At 61.1% G+C, this 16,871-nt stretch carries 14 protein-coding genes; 4 read left to right on the top strand and 10 right to left on the bottom strand.

Annotated elements, in window-relative coordinates; all coding sequences use genetic code 11:
* Positions 1–10: 10 nt before the first annotated feature.
* Entirely contained in the window at positions 11–2,116 is a 2,106-nt protein-coding gene (gene recG, locus EM858_RS14185; protein WP_127756969.1) for an ATP-dependent DNA helicase RecG, read from the bottom strand.
* A 189-nt stretch (positions 2,117–2,305) separates the two neighbouring features.
* Between recG and EM858_RS14180 the strand changes: the two genes are divergently transcribed.
* The 3 genes from EM858_RS14180 (at position 2,306) to EM858_RS14170 (ending at position 6,901) form a co-directional block, all read left to right on the top strand.
* Positions 2,306–2,617: a succinate dehydrogenase assembly factor 2 gene (locus EM858_RS14180; RefSeq protein WP_065115898.1), complete on the top strand. Its 312-nt coding sequence runs from the start codon at positions 2,306–2,308 to the stop codon at positions 2,615–2,617.
* 4 nt (positions 2,618–2,621) lie between these two features.
* Entirely contained in the window at positions 2,622–6,119 is a 3,498-nt protein-coding gene (mfd, locus tag EM858_RS14175) for a transcription-repair coupling factor (RefSeq protein WP_127756968.1), read from the top strand.
* A gap of 443 nt (positions 6,120–6,562) precedes the next feature.
* Complete coding sequence (locus EM858_RS14170; RefSeq protein ID WP_127756967.1) at positions 6,563–6,901, top strand: hypothetical protein; 339 nt, start codon at positions 6,563–6,565, stop codon at positions 6,899–6,901.
* A gap of 97 nt (positions 6,902–6,998) precedes the next feature.
* On the opposite strand, the gene EM858_RS14165 is transcribed toward EM858_RS14170, so the two are convergent.
* From EM858_RS14165 to EM858_RS14145, 5 genes are all read right to left on the bottom strand, one after another.
* Positions 6,999–7,937, bottom strand: coding sequence for an AraC family transcriptional regulator (locus tag EM858_RS14165; protein ID WP_127757061.1), 939 nt, complete (start codon positions 7,935–7,937; stop codon positions 6,999–7,001).
* An 85-nt stretch (positions 7,938–8,022) separates the two neighbouring features.
* On the bottom strand, positions 8,023–8,850 hold the full coding sequence (locus tag EM858_RS14160; RefSeq protein WP_127756966.1) for an oxidoreductase: 828 nt from the start codon (positions 8,848–8,850) through the stop codon (positions 8,023–8,025).
* Positions 8,851–8,976: 126 nt separating this feature from the next.
* A complete protein-coding gene (locus tag EM858_RS14155) occupies positions 8,977–9,909 on the bottom strand; it encodes a DMT family transporter (RefSeq protein ID WP_127756965.1) in 933 nt (310 codons plus the stop codon).
* A gap of 51 nt (positions 9,910–9,960) precedes the next feature.
* On the bottom strand, positions 9,961–10,629 hold the full coding sequence (locus tag EM858_RS14150; protein ID WP_127756964.1) for a DsbA family protein: 669 nt from the start codon (positions 10,627–10,629) through the stop codon (positions 9,961–9,963).
* Positions 10,630–10,674: 45 nt separating this feature from the next.
* Positions 10,675–12,522 (bottom strand): extracellular solute-binding protein, encoded by a 1,848-nt coding sequence (locus EM858_RS14145; RefSeq protein ID WP_127756963.1) that lies wholly within the window; start codon positions 12,520–12,522, stop codon positions 10,675–10,677.
* A 307-nt stretch (positions 12,523–12,829) separates the two neighbouring features.
* On the opposite strand from EM858_RS14145, the gene EM858_RS14140 reads away from it, so the two are divergent.
* The gene (locus EM858_RS14140; protein ID WP_003523420.1) at positions 12,830–13,486 is read left to right on the top strand and encodes an invasion associated locus B family protein; all 657 of its coding nucleotides are present in this window, start codon (positions 12,830–12,832) and stop codon (positions 13,484–13,486) included.
* A 92-nt stretch (positions 13,487–13,578) separates the two neighbouring features.
* On the opposite strand, the gene hspQ is transcribed toward EM858_RS14140, so the two are convergent.
* The 4 genes from hspQ to EM858_RS14120 form a co-directional block, all read right to left on the bottom strand.
* Entirely contained in the window at positions 13,579–13,908 is a 330-nt protein-coding gene (gene hspQ, locus EM858_RS14135; RefSeq protein WP_003523419.1) for a heat shock protein HspQ, read from the bottom strand.
* 89 nt (positions 13,909–13,997) lie between these two features.
* The gene (locus tag EM858_RS14130; RefSeq protein ID WP_127756962.1) at positions 13,998–14,918 is read right to left on the bottom strand and encodes a DMT family transporter; all 921 of its coding nucleotides are present in this window, start codon (positions 14,916–14,918) and stop codon (positions 13,998–14,000) included.
* A 95-nt stretch (positions 14,919–15,013) separates the two neighbouring features.
* Positions 15,014–16,423 carry a type I glutamate--ammonia ligase gene (glnA, locus tag EM858_RS14125; protein ID WP_003523416.1) on the bottom strand — a complete coding sequence of 470 codons (1,410 nt, stop codon included), beginning with the start codon at positions 16,421–16,423 and terminating at the stop codon, positions 15,014–15,016.
* A 71-nt stretch (positions 16,424–16,494) separates the two neighbouring features.
* The gene (locus EM858_RS14120; RefSeq protein WP_003515720.1) at positions 16,495–16,833 is read right to left on the bottom strand and encodes a P-II family nitrogen regulator; all 339 of its coding nucleotides are present in this window, start codon (positions 16,831–16,833) and stop codon (positions 16,495–16,497) included.
* Positions 16,834–16,871 lie beyond the last annotated feature (38 nt).

Below are 16,871 nucleotides of genomic sequence, written 5' to 3'. Positions count from 1 at the left end.
GCGTTCACTTTCAGCCGGCGTGCAGGAAGCGGATCGCTTCGTCGCGGCGGTGCAGGTAGAGCAGGGTGCGCAGCGCATTGCCGCGCGGGCCTGTCAGTTCGGGATCGCGCTCGATGACGTAAGCCGCGTCCTTGCGGGCGATTTCCAGAAGATCGGCATGGGCTTCGAGGCTGGCGATGCGGAAGCCCGGTGTGCCGGACTGGCGGGTGCCGAGCAGCTCGCCTTCGCCGCGAAGCTTTAAATCCTCCTCGGCGATCAGGAAGCCATCCTCGCTGTCACGCAGAATGGAGAGCCGGGCACGGCCGTTTTCGCTGAGCGGGCCTTTATAGAGCAGGATGCAGGTGGAAGCCTCGTCGCCGCGTCCCACACGGCCGCGCAGCTGGTGAAGCTGGGCGAGGCCGAAACGCTCGGCATGTTCGATGACCATGATCGTCGCATCCGGCACATCGACACCGACTTCCACCACGGTCGTCGCCACCAGCAGCCGAGTTTCGCCGTTCTTGAAGGCGAGCATGGCGGCGTCCTTCTCCGGGCCGCTCATGCGTCCATGGATCAGGCCAATATTGGCGCCGAGCATCTGCGAAAGAACCGCGTGCCGCTCCTCCGCCGACATCAGGTCGGATTCTTCCGTTTCCTCCACCAGCGGGCAGATCCAGTAGGCCTTCTTGCCCTCCTTCAACGCGGCGCGCAGTCGCTCCACGATGTCGCCGATCCGTTCGGTGGGGATCGTCACCGTCTGGATGGGTTTGCGGCCCGCCGGTTTTTCGGTGAGCTTGGAGACATCCATGTCCCCGAAGGCGGCCAGAACCAGTGTGCGCGGAATGGGCGTGGCGGTCATGACCAGCATATGCGGCGTGATGCCCTTGGCGGTGAGGCGCAGGCGTTGGTGAACGCCGAAACGGTGCTGTTCGTCCACCACCGCAAGCACGAGGTTTTTATAGCTGACGCTGTCCTGAAACAGCGCATGGGTGCCGATGACGATCTGCGCTTCGCCGGAGGCGACGCGCTCCTCGATCTCGCGGCGCTCCTTGCCCTTGGTGCGGCCGGTCAGGACCTCGACGGTGATGCCCGCTGCTTGAGCGAGTTTGGAGATGGTGGCGTAGTGCTGCCGGGCAAGGATTTCGGTCGGGGCCATCAGCACCGCCTGTCCGCCGGCCTCCACTGCCGTTGCCATGGCCATCAGCGCCACCAGCGTCTTGCCCGCGCCGACATCGCCCTGCAGCAGCCGCAACATGCGGTCTTCGCCGGCCATATCTGTCAGGATATCCTTCACCGCAGCGCTTTGGCTTGCCGTCAGCGAGAAGGGCAGCTGCGACAGGATTTTGGCGGCGACATCACCCTTGGCGCGGATCGGCTGGCCCGCCACCTTGCGCAGCCGCTGGCGCACCAGCGCCAGTGACAGCTGCCCGGCGAGGAATTCGTCATAGGCGAGCCGTCTGCGCGCCGGAGCCTGCGGTTCGATATCGGCGCTGTCGCGCGGGTCATGCAATTCGCGGAAGCTTGAGGCGACATCGCCGAAACCCTGCCGGGTCTTGAGTGTTTCATCGATCCATTCCGGGAAGGCCGGCAGTTTCGACAGCCCGCCCTCGATGGCGCGGCGCAGCACCTTGGGCGATAGTCCGGCGGTCATGGGATAGACCGCTTCCACCAAAGGCAGGTTTTCCGCCTCTGATAGTTTCACCATGAAATCCGGATGCACCATGGAAGCGCGGCCGTTGAACCAGTCCACCTTGCCGCTGACGAGAACCTCTTCATCGACAGGCAGGGCCTTGGACAGCCAGTCGCCCTTGGCGCGGAAGAAGGTCAGCGCCAGTTCGCCGGTCTCGTCATGCAGGAAGACGCGATAGGGCGCGTTGCGGTTTCCTGGCGGTGGCGGCTGGTGGCGGTCGACGCGTCCCTGAATGGTGACAATGGCGCCGGGTGCGGCCAGCGCAATGCCGGGGCGGTTGCGGCGGTCGATGACGTTGGATGGCGCGTGGAATAGAAGATCGATCACGCGGGTGTCGTCGGCGCTTTCCCGGCTGAGCAGCTTGGCCAGAAGATCGGCAAGCTTCGGCCCCACACCGGCAAGGGTGGAAACGGAGGCAAACAGCGGATCGAGAATGGCCGGGCGCATGGGTCAGCAAAATCGGGGAAGGGGGCGGCTTATGCAAGACTTCGCTGATCACAAAGGCGGGTTATCACCGGCAGATTTTCACCGCCGTGGCATTATTTCGATAAAAACCGGTTCCCAAGCGTTCGCCTCCTGTTCTATAGGAGGTCGCAGTCAACATCCTGTTGAATAGCCAACCGAAAGGTGAATGCGATGACTGGACTGGTGCGCACGAGTGCCGACCTCGATCCGAGACGCCGGCGGATTCTTTACCGCTGCTGGCATCGGGGCATTCGCGAGATGGATCTGGTGCTCGGGCAATTCGCGGAAGACAATATTGCCGGGCTTTCCGACGATCAGCTGGATGAGCTTGAGATCATCATGGCGGAAGAGGATAACGACCTCGTCAAGATGGTGACCGGCGCTCTTGCCATACCGGAAAAATTCCAGACCCCGCTGTTTGAGAAGATCGCCTCCTACCGTCCCGATTTCGATCTCGTCACCACTGACACCCTGAAAGCCTGAGAATATGATAGCCGGATTCGATGCAAAGCTGGTGTCGTCGGCCGATACGCCGCTGACCATCGGAAACGTGCCTTCCGGCATGGAAGCCCTTTTGCTTGCCGATATGGCGCGGGCCGGCACGTCGGTCGCCTATGTGATGTCGGATGGCCAGCGGGTCGCCGATCTCGAACAGATTCTCGGTTTCGTCGCACCTGATATTCCGGTGATGACGCTGCCGGCCTGGGACTGCCTGCCCTATGACCGCGTGTCACCGAGCGCTGACACTTCGGCGCGCCGACTGGCGGCGCTCTCCGGTCTCATCGCCCATGCGAAGAAACCGCATCCGGCCATCGTGCTGGTCACCGTCAACGCCATGCTGCAGAAGATGGCGCCGCGCGACATTATCGAAAGCCTCGGCTTTTCGGCCCGCCCCGGCAACCAGATCCGCATGGAAGAGATTGCCGCGCGGCTGGAGCGCAACGGTTTCGACCGGGTGGCGACGGTGCGCGAAGTGGGTGAATTCGCCGTGCGTGGCGGTATTCTCGATGTCTTCGTGCCGGGCACGGAAGAGCCGGTGCGGCTCGATTTCTTCGGCGATACGCTGGAAAGCATTCGTACTTTCGATCCTGCCAGCCAGCGCACCATCGGGCAGGCGCGCTCGCTCGATCTGAACCCGATGAGCGAAGTGACGCTGACGCCCGACACGATCAGCCGTTTCCGCAAGAATTACCTGTCGCTGTTCGGCGCGGCGACCCGCGACGATGCGCTTTATCAGGCCGTCTCCGAAGGCCGCCGTTATGCCGGCATGGAGCATTGGCTGCCGCTGTTTTACGAGCAGCTGGAGACCGCCTTCGATTATCTGAAGGATTTCCGCATCGTCACCGACCATACGGCGCGGGAGGCGGCGAAAGAGCGCTCCAAGCTGGTGCTCGATTATTACGATGCGCGCCGCAGCTCCGGCGAAACCAAGGGCTCGACGCAGGGTGCGCCCTACAAGCCGGTTTCGCCCGGCCAGCTCTATCTCGATGGAAAGAGCTTCGATGCCGCGCTTGCTGCCGTCAATGCGGTGCGTCTCACGCCCTTCAACGAGCAGGACAGCGAAGGCCGCCCGGTCGCCACGCTTGACGCCCATGTCGGGCCGCGCTGGGCGCGCCCGCCAACCGAAGGCGAGAGCGAAGAGCGGGTCAATGTTTTCGATCTGGCGGTGAAGCACATTGCCGAGCGCCGCGCCAAGGGCTGGAAGGTGCTGATCACCGGCTGGTCAGAAGGTTCGCTCGACCGGCTGTTGCAGGTGCTGAACGAGCACGGGCTTGAGAAGATCAAGCCGGTTACCTCGCTGAAAGAGGTGGAGAAGCTCGGCAAGGGCGAGGCGGCCTCGGCGGTTCTCAGCCTTGAGGCGGGTTTCGAAACCGGAACGCTGGCCGTTATCGGCGAGCAGGATATTCTCGGCGACCGCATGGTGCGCCGCTCCAAGCGCCGCAAGCGCGGCGCGGATTTCATCTCGGAAGTGGCGGGGCTGGATGAGGGCTCGCTGGTCGTCCATGCCGAACATGGCATCGGCCGCTTCGTCGGCCTGCGGACCATCGAGGCGGCGGGTGCGCCGCGCGCCTGTCTCGAACTGCATTATGCCGATGACGCCAAGCTGTTCCTGCCCGTTGAAAACATCGATCTTCTGTCCCGTTACGGTTCGGATGCGGCGGAAGCGCAGCTGGACAAGCTTGGCGGCGGCGCATGGCAGATGCGCAAGGCCAAGCTCAAGAAACGCCTGCTGGACATGGCAGACGAGCTTATCCGCATCGCGGCCGCGCGCCTGGTGCGCCATGCGCCGGTGCTGACGGCTCCCGACGGGCTTTACGACGAATTCGCCGCCCGTTTCCCCTATGATGAGACGGAAGATCAGCTGAACGCGATTGAGTCCATCCGCGAAGATCTTGGCGCCGGCCGGCCGATGGATCGCCTCATCTGCGGCGATGTCGGTTTCGGCAAAACGGAAGTGGCGCTGCGCGCCGCGTTCCTCGCCGCCATGAATGGTGTGCAGGTGGCGGTCGTGGTTCCGACCACGCTGCTTTCCCGCCAGCATTTCCGCACCTTCTCGGAACGTTTCCGTGGGTTGCCGATCCGGGTGCAGCAGGCTTCGCGCCTCGTCGGCTCCAAGGAATTGACGCTGACGAAAAAGGAAGTGGCTGATGGCAAGACGGATATCGTCGTTGGTACCCATGCGCTGCTCGGCGCGGGCATCAGCTTCGCCAATCTCGGTCTGCTGATCATCGATGAAGAGCAGCATTTCGGGGTGAAGCACAAGGAACGGTTGAAGGAGCTGAAGAGCGACGTGCATGTGCTGACGCTTTCTGCGACGCCCATTCCGCGCACCCTGCAGCTGGCCATGACAGGCGTGCGCGAACTATCGCTCATCACCACACCGCCGGTGGACCGCATGGCGGTGCGCACCTTCATCTCGCCGTTTGATCCGCTGGTGATCCGCGAGACGCTGATGCGCGAACATTATCGCGGTGGCCAGAGCTTCTATGTCTGCCCGCGCCTTGCCGATCTTGCCGATATTCACGCTTTCCTGCAATCGGATGTACCGGAGTTGAAGGTTGCGGTGGCGCACGGCCAGATGCCGGCGGGCGAACTCGAAGACATCATGAACGCCTTTTATGACGGCAAATATGATGTGCTGCTGTCGACCACCATCGTCGAATCCGGCCTCGACGTGCCGACCGCCAATACGCTGATCGTGCACCGCGCCGACATGTTCGGCCTCGCGCAGCTTTACCAGCTGCGCGGCCGTGTCGGACGCTCCAAGGTGCGCGCCTTCGCGCTTTTCACCCTGCCGGTCAACAAGGTGCTGACGACGATGGCGGAGCGGCGGCTGAAGGTGCTGCAATCGCTCGATACGCTGGGCGCCGGCTTCCAGCTTGCGAGCCACGACCTCGATATTCGCGGCGCGGGCAATCTGCTCGGCGAGGAACAGTCCGGCCATATCAAGGAAGTCGGCTTCGAGCTTTACCAGCAGATGCTGGAAGAGGCGGTCGCCGAAGTGAAGGGCGACGAGCAGGTGCAGGATAGCGGCTGGTCGCCGCAAATTTCTGTCGGCACGTCTGTCATGATCCCGGAGGATTATGTTCCGGATCTGCATCTGCGCATGGGTCTTTACCGCCGTCTCGGCGAGCTTGCGGATATCAGCGAGATCGATGGTTTCGGTGCGGAAATGATCGACCGTTTCGGCCCGCTGCCGAAAGAGGTGCAGCATCTCCTCAAGATCGTCTACATCAAGTCGCTCTGCCGCACCGCCAATGTCGAGAAGGTGGATGCCGGGCCGAAGGGCGTGGTCGTGCAGTTCCGCAACAAGGAATTCCCCAATCCGGCGGCACTTGTCGCCTATATCGGCAAGCAGGGCACGATGGCGAAGATACGCCCCGATCACAGCCTGTTCCTGACCCGCGACCTGCCGACGCCGGAAAAGCGGCTGGCGGGGGCGGCGATGATCATGACACAGCTGGCGGAGCTGGCGCGTTCCTGACGGGAGCGTTGGGGCATTGCGAGTTTTCCGAAGGTGGATGGGGCTTTACCCCCCTCTGCCCTGCCGGGCATCTCCCCCTCAAGGGGGGAGATCGACAAGACGCGCTTTCGCCACTTCATCCTCGACCGTTGAGATAGTCGAAACCTAGCCGCATATCGATCTCCCCCCTTGAGGGGGAGATGCCCGGCAGGGCAGAGGGGGGTAAAGCCCCACCCACCTCCACTTCCGAAAGCCAAAACCTGAAGCACGTCCGGACAAACGAAAACGGAAGGGTCCGACATCCGTTTGCTTTACCGGACCTCCCAGTCCCCAAGGCTCTGCAAACATTACCGGTATGTAACGAAACGGACATGCGCCGGTAGCCTCGACGGGCGTAGTCTTGCTCCCATCTCCTGCACTGCGCCCAATATGACGCGCGAGCGGGAAGACGAAGGAGCAAGACAATGTGGACCAGGATGAACAGGTTCGTCTCCGCAGGTCTGGTTGCTTTGACAATTGCGGGCACCACAATTGCCACCACCAACCAGGCGGAAGCACGCAACCACTTTGGACACGGGCATGGCGGCGGTGGCATTGCCGCAGGTATCGCCGGAGCAATTATCAGCGGCGCCATCATCGCCGGGGCGCGGCATTCCTATGGCGGCCCCTATTATGGAGAGCCTTTTTACGGCCCGCCCGTTTATGGCCCGCCGGTGATCTATCAGCCGGCCTATCCGCGCTGCCACGTCGTCTGGCGACAGAATGGCTGGGGCGACATGTATCGGGTCAGGGTTTGCGACTAGGTCATGAAATCCAACAGGCGCAATGATCCGCGACGCGGAAAGCGAAACGCAGCTTCCGGCCTTTGGCCGGTAGCTGCTGGCGGCGCTCTGTTCAATGTCAGTGCATCCCTCGCCATTGGGCTGGCGTCACGCCTTCCCAGGATCGAAACGCCCGATAGAACGAGCCGGTGTCCTGGAAACCCAGCAGGAAGGCTATCTCTTCAATTCCATTGCGTTTGTCTGAAAGCAGGTCGCGGCCGAGTTCCTGCCGCGCCTGCTCAATGAGCGCTCGATAGTTCGATCCCTGTTCGGTGATACGACGTTGCAGGGTTCTTTCGCTCATGCCGAGTTCACGCGCCACCTCGGAAATCTCCGGCTTGCCGCTTGCGATGCGGCGTTTGATCAGAATTTTGACCTGCTCCGGCAGCGAGGATTGCGCCTCGATCTCCCCAAGGGAGGTTGCAAGCGCGGGCTCCAGTATAGCCAGCAGTTCGGGATTATGCCCGGCGAAGGGGAGATCGAGATCGTTGCATTTCAGCACCATGGTATTCTGCGGGCAGCCGGTGTGGATGGGTGCGTTGAAATAACTCCGATGAACGTCGGAAACAGGTCCACGGCGAATCATCTCCACCCGAACCGGGGTTACATGTCTGCCGGTGCCCCGCCGCCCCAGTTCGAGAAGGGCGGCGAAAGTGACGTCGGCCACAGCATCCGGCTCGGCCTCGCCAGTATGTAACCATCTTACGGAGATCCGGGCTTCGCCGCCGCTTTCCGTTACCGAAAGCTCTTCCGGAGTGCATAGCCGCTTGAAGCGGGCCAGCCGGTGCAGCCCGTCGCGATAGTCGCGGGCGAAGAAGGCTGACATGGTGGCGGGTGGATGCATCGCCGTGTCTGTCTCGACCGTCATCCGGAGGCCGATGGCCGAATCCTGCGACAGGTCCTCGACCGCCCGCCACAGGGCGAAATATTGTGCCGTGGTCAACCATGCGTCCGGGGTGATGTGCAGCGTTGCGGGAAGCTTCGCCTGCCGCAGCAGGGCCGGGGCGGGCAGCCCCATACGCTCCGCCGCCCGCCAGAAAGCCTGAGGCAGCCTGCACCTGTCGCTCAAATCCCTGCTCATGATCCGACCTCCGGCCTTCTTTCTACATCTGGCTTCTGATCAGCCTGTCGAAGGCCCGGTCGCCGAACCATTTGCGCACGCCGATCATCAGCCGGGCGTATTTGCCGGCCGCATAACGTGTCTTCGGGCGGGCGGACCTGACCGCCTTGCTCACCACGTCGGCAATGACCTCGGGATCGGTGCCCATACCCTTACCGTAGCTTCGGTCCATGGAAGCCGCAACGCTCTGCGCCATCTTCGCATAAGGGCCGTTTGCCGAGCGTTCGAGGAGACCCTGCGCTGCGGCCGCGCCGAAACCGGTCTCGATCAGGCCCGGTTCGATCACCACGACGCGGATGCCAAATGGCTCAGCTTCCAGCCGTAGACTGTCCGACCAGCCTTCCAGCGCGTGTTTGGTCGCATGATACCAGGCACCCAGAACGGTGTAGATCTTGCCGCCCATCGAGGTGATGTTGACGATGGTGCCTTCGCCCCTTGCGCGCATGGCCGGCATAAGGAGTTGGGTCAGGCGGGCGGTGCCGAAAACGTTGACCTCGAACTGGTAGCGCGCCTCATCGAGCGGAATCTCCTCGACCGGGCCGTAGAGCCCGTAGCCGGCGTTGTTCACCAGCACGTCGACGCCACCGGATCGTGCGGTAATCGCGGCAACGGTGGCGACGATGTCCTCGTCGCTTGAGATGTCCATGCGCAGCGCAATCGCGCCGAGCTTTTCCAGGTCCGTCATCCTGTCGATGCTGCGCGCGGCGACATAGACGAGATAGCCATCGGCGATCAGGCGTTTGGCGATGCTTTTGCCCATGCCGGATGACGCGCCGGTAACGAGGGCGGTCGGTTGGGTTCGTATGTTCATGTTGGCACCTCTTGCTCTTGGATAGGGCCAACATAGGTCGCGCATCGTGCCATCGCAGTGGCGGAACACGCCATATTTATGGTGCAAGCCGCCAGGTCTCGTCTTTCAACCTTATGAGGGGCAACCTTATGAGGGGTTTTCCGGCGTGATGCCGACGGCCACGTTCTGGTCGGTGGCGGCGATCGAAGCGGGCAGCGGCACTTTTCTCTGTTTCTCGCGGATCAGCGTCAGCAGGCCGGAGCCGACGATGAGGGCGATGCCGACCAGCATCCATCCGTCGATACGGTCGCCGAAAATCAGGTAACCGAACAGGATGGCCCAGAGCATCTGGCTATATTGCGTTGGGCCGATCATGGCGGCGGGCGCATATTGGGCGGCATACATGACCAGTACGTTGCCAAGCGCGCCGAGCAGACCATATCCCGCCAGCAGCAGCCATTGCTCGCCGGCTGGCATAATGAAGGTCGGCACCATGGCGATGCCGCTTATGGTGAGACAGCCGAGCACACCAGCCCCATAAAGCGAGACGTTCTTTTCCGACGGTCCCATGGCGCGGAAGATGACGATGCTGAGCGCACCGCTGAAGCCGCCGATGATGGCGCCGAGGTGGCCGACGCCCAGGTCGCGGAAGCCCGGCCGCAGGATGACCAGCACGCCGAGGAAACCGATGATGACGGCCGACCAGCGCTTGATGCCCACCTGTTCCTTCAGGAACACCACCGACATGATGGTGACGAAGGAAGGGAGCAGGAAGATCAACGCGAAGGCTTCCGCCATGGAAAGATGGGTGAAGGCGGTCACGCTGCCGACTGCGCCGGTGCCGGCGGCAAAAAAGCGGATGATCCATAAAGGGCGGTTCGTCGTTCTGACGATATCCACCCAGCGGTCGTTGCGCTTGCGGATGAAGGGCAGGGCGGCAAAGCCGAAAAGGGCGCCGAAGAAGGCCGATTCGATCGGCGAAATCTGGCCTTCTATGAGTTTAACGCTTGCATCGCTCCAGGCGTAGGCAGCGAAGGCGGCAAAGGCGAGCAGAATGCCTTTCAGGGTCTGGTCGGACACGGAAACACCGGCGAAAAATCGAGTTGATGAAAACCGCCGGTGGTTTGACCGTCAGTTCATCGATCTATGCTCGTCCGCCTTGATTTTTGCAATATCCCGCAGTGCAGCAATCAATACATCCGGCGTTTGTGCACCGCTTATGGCGTATTTCTGGTCGATGATGAAGAAGGGCACGCCGGCGACGCCCATTTGCTGCGCCGCATCAATTTCGGCGATGACGGTGTCCCTGTCGGCGTCTGAGGCCAGAAGCCGGGCTACGACCTTGGCGTCCATGCCGGATTTTTCGGCCACATCGGTCAGCACCGCGTGATCGCCGATGTTGCGCCCTTCCTCGAAATTGGCCTTGAACAGGGCGGTGACGACCTTCTCCTGGACGTCGCGGCCTTCGGAATGCGCCCAGAGCGACAGCCGATGGGCGTCGAGCGTGTTCGGGCCGATCTTGATCGCATCGAAATCGTAATTGATGCCGACTTCCCTGCCGAGCTGCACCAGCGTGGCATGCGCCTGTTCCAGGCGTTCCTTGCCGAGCTTTTCCTCGAGAGCGGCTTTCTGATCGACGCCTTCAGGCGGATAATCCGGGTTGAGGCGGTAAGGACGCCAGTTCACGTCGACGCTGATTTCGTCCTGCACCTCGGCAATGGCGAGATCGAGCCTTGCCTTGCCGAGATAACACCACGGGCAGACCATATCCGATACGACGTCGATAACGATGCGTTCCATGGCTTTATCTTCCCTTTTCTCTGCCGGGGATGGGGGCGGTGCGGTTTATTGCGCCCGCGCATCCCACCAGGTCTGTTTCTGATTGCCGGATATCGGCGTCATATCCGGGCGGTCGATATATTTCCAGCGGGCCACCCATTGCGCGCCGATATAATAGAGCGGAATGACATAGTGGCCGGCAACGAGAAGGCGGTCGTAACCGCGCACCGCCGCCTGAAAATCCTCCGTCGACCTTGCCTGCAGCAGGGCCTCGATCATGCGGTCTATATCGGGATTTGCGGCACCGGCATAGTTGAAGCTGCCCTGCGCATCCCGCGAGAGCGAACTCCAGCGGTTGAGCTGTTCCATCCCCGGTGAGAGCGAGGAGGGCAGGGAGCGGATGATCATATCATAGTCGAAGCTGTTCGAGCGGGCCTGATATTGCCCGTCATCGACCGAGCGGATGCCCATGGCGACGCCGATCAGGTTGAGCGAACGCTGATAGGCGAGCGCGATGCGCTCCTGCGCCGGGTTCTGCGTCATGATTTCGAAGGCAAGCTGACGGCCGTTGGCGTCGGACATCCTGCCGTTCTTGATGCTGTAGCCAGCCTCTTTCAGCTTGTCGACGGCCATTTTCAGAACCTTGCGGTCTGCGCCGGTGCTATCGGTGGTCGGCATGGCATAGGTTCCCGCCAGCAGTTCCGGCGGCATGGTTTTCGCCGCGTCGCCAAGCAGGGCAAGCTCACGCTCGTCGGCGGCATTGCCATAGGCGCCGAGCGGTGAGTTCTGCCAGTAACTCTGCGTGCGCTTGAAGGAGCCGCCAAGGATGTTCTTGTTCATCCATTCGAAATCGAGCGCATAGGACAGGCCCTCGCGCACCTTTTCGTCGGCGAAGACGGCGCGGCGGGTGTTGAAAACGAGGCCGAACATGCCGGTGGGCAGGCGCGGCTGGAAGACGTCCTTGACGATATCGCCGCGATGGACGGCCGGGAAATTGTAAGCCTGTCCCCAGTGGGAGGTATCGGAAGTGCCGTTGATGGCGTCGCCTTCAGGATAAATGTCGATATCGCCCTTCTTGAAGGCCTCGAACATGGTGGTAACCTGAAGGAAATAGGTGACGCTGATCTCGTCGTAATTGTCGAAGCCGACCTTGCCGGGAATATCCTTGCCCCAATAATCCGGGTTCCGCTCCCAGATGATTCGTTCGCCCGGCCGCAGGGTTTTGATTCGGTATGGACCCGAGCCGACGACCGCGCCGAGGCCCGCCTGCTCGAATTTTTCCGGATCGATCGCATGTTTCGGCAGGATCGGGGTGGAGGAGGCGAGAATGAGCGGCGTTTCGCGGTTCGCCTTGTCATTGAAGGTGAAACGCACGCTGCGATCGCCGATTTTTTCCAGCTTCGCCACGCCGTCCAGACGGGTGTTGAAGGGCGGGCGGCCTTTTTCCTTCAGGAGGTTGAAGGTGAAGATGATGTCATCTGCGGTCACCGGCTCGCCGTCGGACCATTTTGCCTTCGGGTTGAGGTTGAACTGGACGAAGCTGCGTTCCTCATCCCACTCCGCGGTTTCGGCCAGCAGGCCGTAAAGGCTGAAAGGCTCGTCGCTGGAGCGCAGCATCAGCGGTTCGTAAAGAAGATTGCCGAATTCCGGGTCCCAGACGCCGCGTGCGGTGGTGCGCATTCCCTTGAGAACGAAGGGATTGAGGCTGTCGAAGGTGCCGACGACGCCATAGGAGATGCGGCCGCCTTTCTTCACGTCGGGATTGACGTAAGGGAGGTGGCGGAAATCTGCCGGCAGGGCGGGGGTGCCATGCATGGAAATGCCGTGAAGCGGCTGTGCCAGGGCGGTTCCGGCGGGAAGCAGGGATGATCCCAGAAGGAACAATGCGGGGATGAGGGCCGCAAGGTTGCGCATGTCACTATCCTGTCTCAACGGTCAGTCCGATATGTGGACCTGACCGGTTTATCGTCATGATTCTGGCAGATATGTAGCACACGGACATTGCATGACCCATGCAACGGCGGGAAATCTTGGGTCAGCTCAAGAAAAAGTTAAAGAAGTGCTGGATATCGCCGCGATCGGCATGTAACAGGGGGACCGGAAGAGACGGGTCACGCATTTGCCTCATTTAAACGACAGTTGAACGGGCAGAAGGATACCGCCATCGGCGAACAGGATCTTGCGGTTCTGTTCTGGCAGACATTCAGGAGACGGAACTCTTATGATGCACAAGGCAAACACATTCACTCGGACGGCTCTGTCCGCTCTGGTCCTTTCTCTCGGCGCAATGTCCGCTCCGGCCATCTCGCAGGCACAGGATGCTGCTCCCGCCGCCCAGGGCGCCGGCGCTCCGCCGCTCGGCTGGTTCAAGACCTGCTCCAAGCAGGAAGACAACGATGTCTGCGTCGTGCAGAACGTGGTTCTTGCCCAGAACGGCCAGATGATCACCGCTGTCGGCCTCATCACCGTTGAAGGCAAGGTCAACCGCAAGCTGCTGCAGGTCTCCGTTCCGACCGCGCGTCTCGTTCCTCCGGGCGTGATGATGCAGATCGACGGCGGCAAGGGCCAGAAGCTCGATTACGCCGTTTGCCTTCCCGACAAGTGCACGGCCGAAGTGCCGCTGACGGACGCCATGATCGCTTCCCTGAAGAAGGGTAGCGAGGTGGTCTTCACCTCCATCAACTTCCGCCGCGCGCCGAACCCCATCAAGATCGCACTCTCCGGCTTCACCGGCGCCTATGACGGCCCGGCGATCACCCAGTCGCAGCTTGCCGAAAGCCAGCGCAGCCTGCAGGAAGGCATGCAGAAGAAGGCTGAAGAAGCCCGCAAGAAGCTGGAAGCCGCACAGGACGCTGCCAAGGGCGCGCCGAAGCCCTGATTACAGCGTAAGCTCCAAAAACAGGAAAACCGGTCTGGCGACAGACCGGTTTTTTTATGCCCCTGGGAGGGAGGGAAGAAATTTGGCGGGCGTCAATGCGCCGTCGACATTTTCGGGCGCCATTCGCCGTTCGGCGCCTTGTCGAAGATGCGGCCGATATTGGGGTTTCTGAGCGGCGTCTCGTTTTCGTCGTGGACGAGGTTCTGTTCGGAAACATAGGCGACATATTCCGTCTCCTCGTTTTCGGCCAGAAGATGATAGAAGGGCTGGTCGCGATCCGGCCTGATTTCCGCAGGGATGGCGTTCCACCATTCCTCGGTATTGGCATATTCCGGGTCCACGTCGATCACCACACCGCGGAACGGAAACACCTTGTGGCGGACGATTTCGCCAAGCGTGAATTTTGCGTTTCTTTGTTTCATGGCATGTACTTCCTTTCCCACTAATAGTTGGGGGCGGAATGCGAAATATCAAGGGCTAGGGGGTATCCCGCCCAATTGCCATTCTTCACTCAGGCCCTTCGGCCGATTGGCGCGGTGGCGATGACCACACCGCCGGTGACCAGCACGATGCCGATGGCGTGATAGGTCTCGAAGCTCTCCCCAAGGAAAAACGTTGCCATGATGATCGAGACCGGCGGCATCATATAAAGCGTGATGCCGGCTGTGGCCGGGCCGAAAACGCGCACTGTATGTGTGAAGCAATAAAAGGCGAGCAGCGAGGCGAAAAGAATGATGCCGCCGATCTTCGCCCAGGCGATCAGTGTCGCCGGCAGCATTCCGCCCTGCGCCAGTTCGAGGGCCGCTGGCGGCAGCAGCACCAGCGCGCCTGACAGCGCAATCAGGCCGAAGAGGCTGAAGGAGGCCATCTGCCGGGCTGCCGGGTCGCGCAGCAGCAGCGAATAGACCGCAAAGGCGATGGCTGCCGTCAATATGGCGAAATCGCCGATGTTGAAATTCATGTGCCAGAGAGCGGACATATCGCCCTTGAGCACGATGGCCGCCACGCCGGCAAAGGCGATGACCATGCCCGCGACTTCGAGCTTTCTGATGCGGCGGCCCTGGAAGACGCGCTGGAACAGGATGATGAACAGCGACGATGTCGTGTAGATCAGCGTGCCGTTGGCAGCCGTCGTCATGGTGAGGCCCCAATAGACCACGCCGCCACAGATACCCATGCCGAGAATGCCGAGAACGAGCCACAGCAGCGTTTTGTGGCGCAGGAACGCCAGGCAATTGCGCCAGTCGGCGATCATGAAGGGGGCGATGATGAGGGTCGAGCCGATCCAGCGGATGAAGGCGGCGATGAAGGGTGAGACCTCACCGACGACGCCACGGCCGAAAATGACGTTGCTGGAGAAAAAGAACGGCACAGCCAGAAAGATGAGCCAGTCCGTAAGGCGGGTTTGCTGAGAGGCTGGCTTGTTCGACATTTTTCGCGATATGGCTGGGCTTCAAAAGAAAACGGCGGCCTCCGGAGAGGCCGCCAGACTGGAGTGGACACCTTGCAAAGCGTCCGGATTACGACTTAGGCCGAGTAGTACATGTCGAATTCGACCGGATGCGGGGTCATTTCGAAACGCATGACTTCCTGCATCTTCAGCTCGATGAACGAGTCGATCTGGTCGTCGTCGAATACGCCGCCGGCGGTCAGGAACTTGCGATCCTTGTCGAGGCTTTCCAGCGCTTCGCGCAGCGAGCCGCAGACGGTCGGGATCTTCTTCAGTTCCTTGGCGGGAAGGTCGTAAAGGTCCTTGTCCATCGGCTTGCCGGGATGGATCTTGTTCTTGATGCCGTCAAGGCCGGCCATCAGCATGGCCGCAAAACCGAGATAGGGGTTCTGGGTCGGATCCGGGAAGCGGACTTCGACGCGCTTTGCCTTCGGGTTGGAGCCGAAGGGAATACGGCAGGAGGCGGAACGGTTGCGCGCGGAGTAGGCGAGCAGAACCGGCGCTTCATAACCCGGCACCAGACGCTTGTAGGAGTTGGTGGTGGGGTTGGTGAAGGCGTTGATCGCCTTGGCGTGCTTGATGATGCCGCCGATGTAATAGAGGCAGGTCTCGGAGAGGCCGGCATATTCGTCGCCTGCGAAGGTCGGCTTGCCGCCCTTCCAGATCGACTGGTGAACGTGCATGCCCGAGCCGTTGTCGCCGAAGATCGGCTTCGGCATGAAGGTTGCCGTCTTGCCATAGGCATTGGCGACCTGGTGCACGACGTACTTGTAGATCTGCATCTTGTCGGCGCTGGAGACCAGCGTGTCGAACTTTACGCCCAGCTCGTGCTGCGCGGCAGCCACTTCGTGGTGGTGCTTTTCAACGACGACGCCCATTTCGGCCAGAACCGTCAGCATTTCGGAGCGCATGTCCTGCAGGCTGTCGATCGGCGGAACCGGGAAATAACCGCCCTTGACGCGCGGACGGTGGCCGAGGTTGCCGGTCTCGTAATCCGTGTCGTCGTTGGACGGCAGTTCCGACGAATCCAGCTTGAAGCCGGTGTTGTAGGGATCGGCCTTGTACTTCACGTCGTCGAAGACGAAGAATTCCGGCTCGGGGCCGACGAAGACGGTGTCGCCGATACCGGATGCCTTGAGATAGGCTTCGGCCTTCTTGGCGGTGCCGCGCGGGTCGCGGTTATAGGCTTCGCCCGAGACCGGGTCGAGAATGTCGCAAAGGACGACCAGGGTGGACTGGGCGAAGAACGGGTCGATATGGGCGGTGGCCGGATCGGGCATCAGCACCATGTCGGACTCGTTGATGGCCTTCCAGCCGGCGATCGAGGAGCCGTCGAACATGACGCCATCGGCGAACATGTCTTCGTCCACACAGACAACATCCATGGTGACGTGCTGCAGCTTGCCCTTGGGGTCGGTAAAGCGCAGGTCCACGAACTTGATGTCGTTATCCTTGATCTGCTTCAAGATATCGTTTGCGGTCGTCATTTAAACGTTTTCCTTGAGTGTGATGATGACGAGGTGAAAACCCAAGCCTCCCCGGCTCGGGACGTTCTTGATTATATGGCGTCCACGCCTGTTTCACCGGTACGGATGCGGATGACTTCCTCGACATTGGAAACGAAAATCTTTCCGTCGCCGATACGTCCTGTCTGCGCCGCATTGCGGATCGCCTCGATGACGGCTTCCGCATTCTCATCCGCCAATACGACTTCGACTTTCACTTTCGGCAAAAAGTCCACGACGTACTCCGCTCCGCGGTAGAGTTCCGTGTGGCCCTTCTGACGACCAAAGCCTTTTGCTTCCGTGACCGTGATTCCCTGAAGTCCGACTTCCTGAAGGGCTTCCTTCACTTCATCGAGCTTGAAAGGCTTAATGATCGCTTCGATCTTTTTCATGAGAAAATATCTCTCCGCTTCTCCCGTTAAAGCAGGTA

The sequence above is a fragment of the Agrobacterium sp. CNPSo 2736 genome (assembly GCF_004005385.1).
In the GTDB taxonomy this organism is placed as follows: Bacteria; Pseudomonadota; Alphaproteobacteria; order Rhizobiales; family Rhizobiaceae; genus Agrobacterium; species Agrobacterium leguminum.
This window is presented reverse-complemented; position numbering and strand designations above follow the sequence as displayed.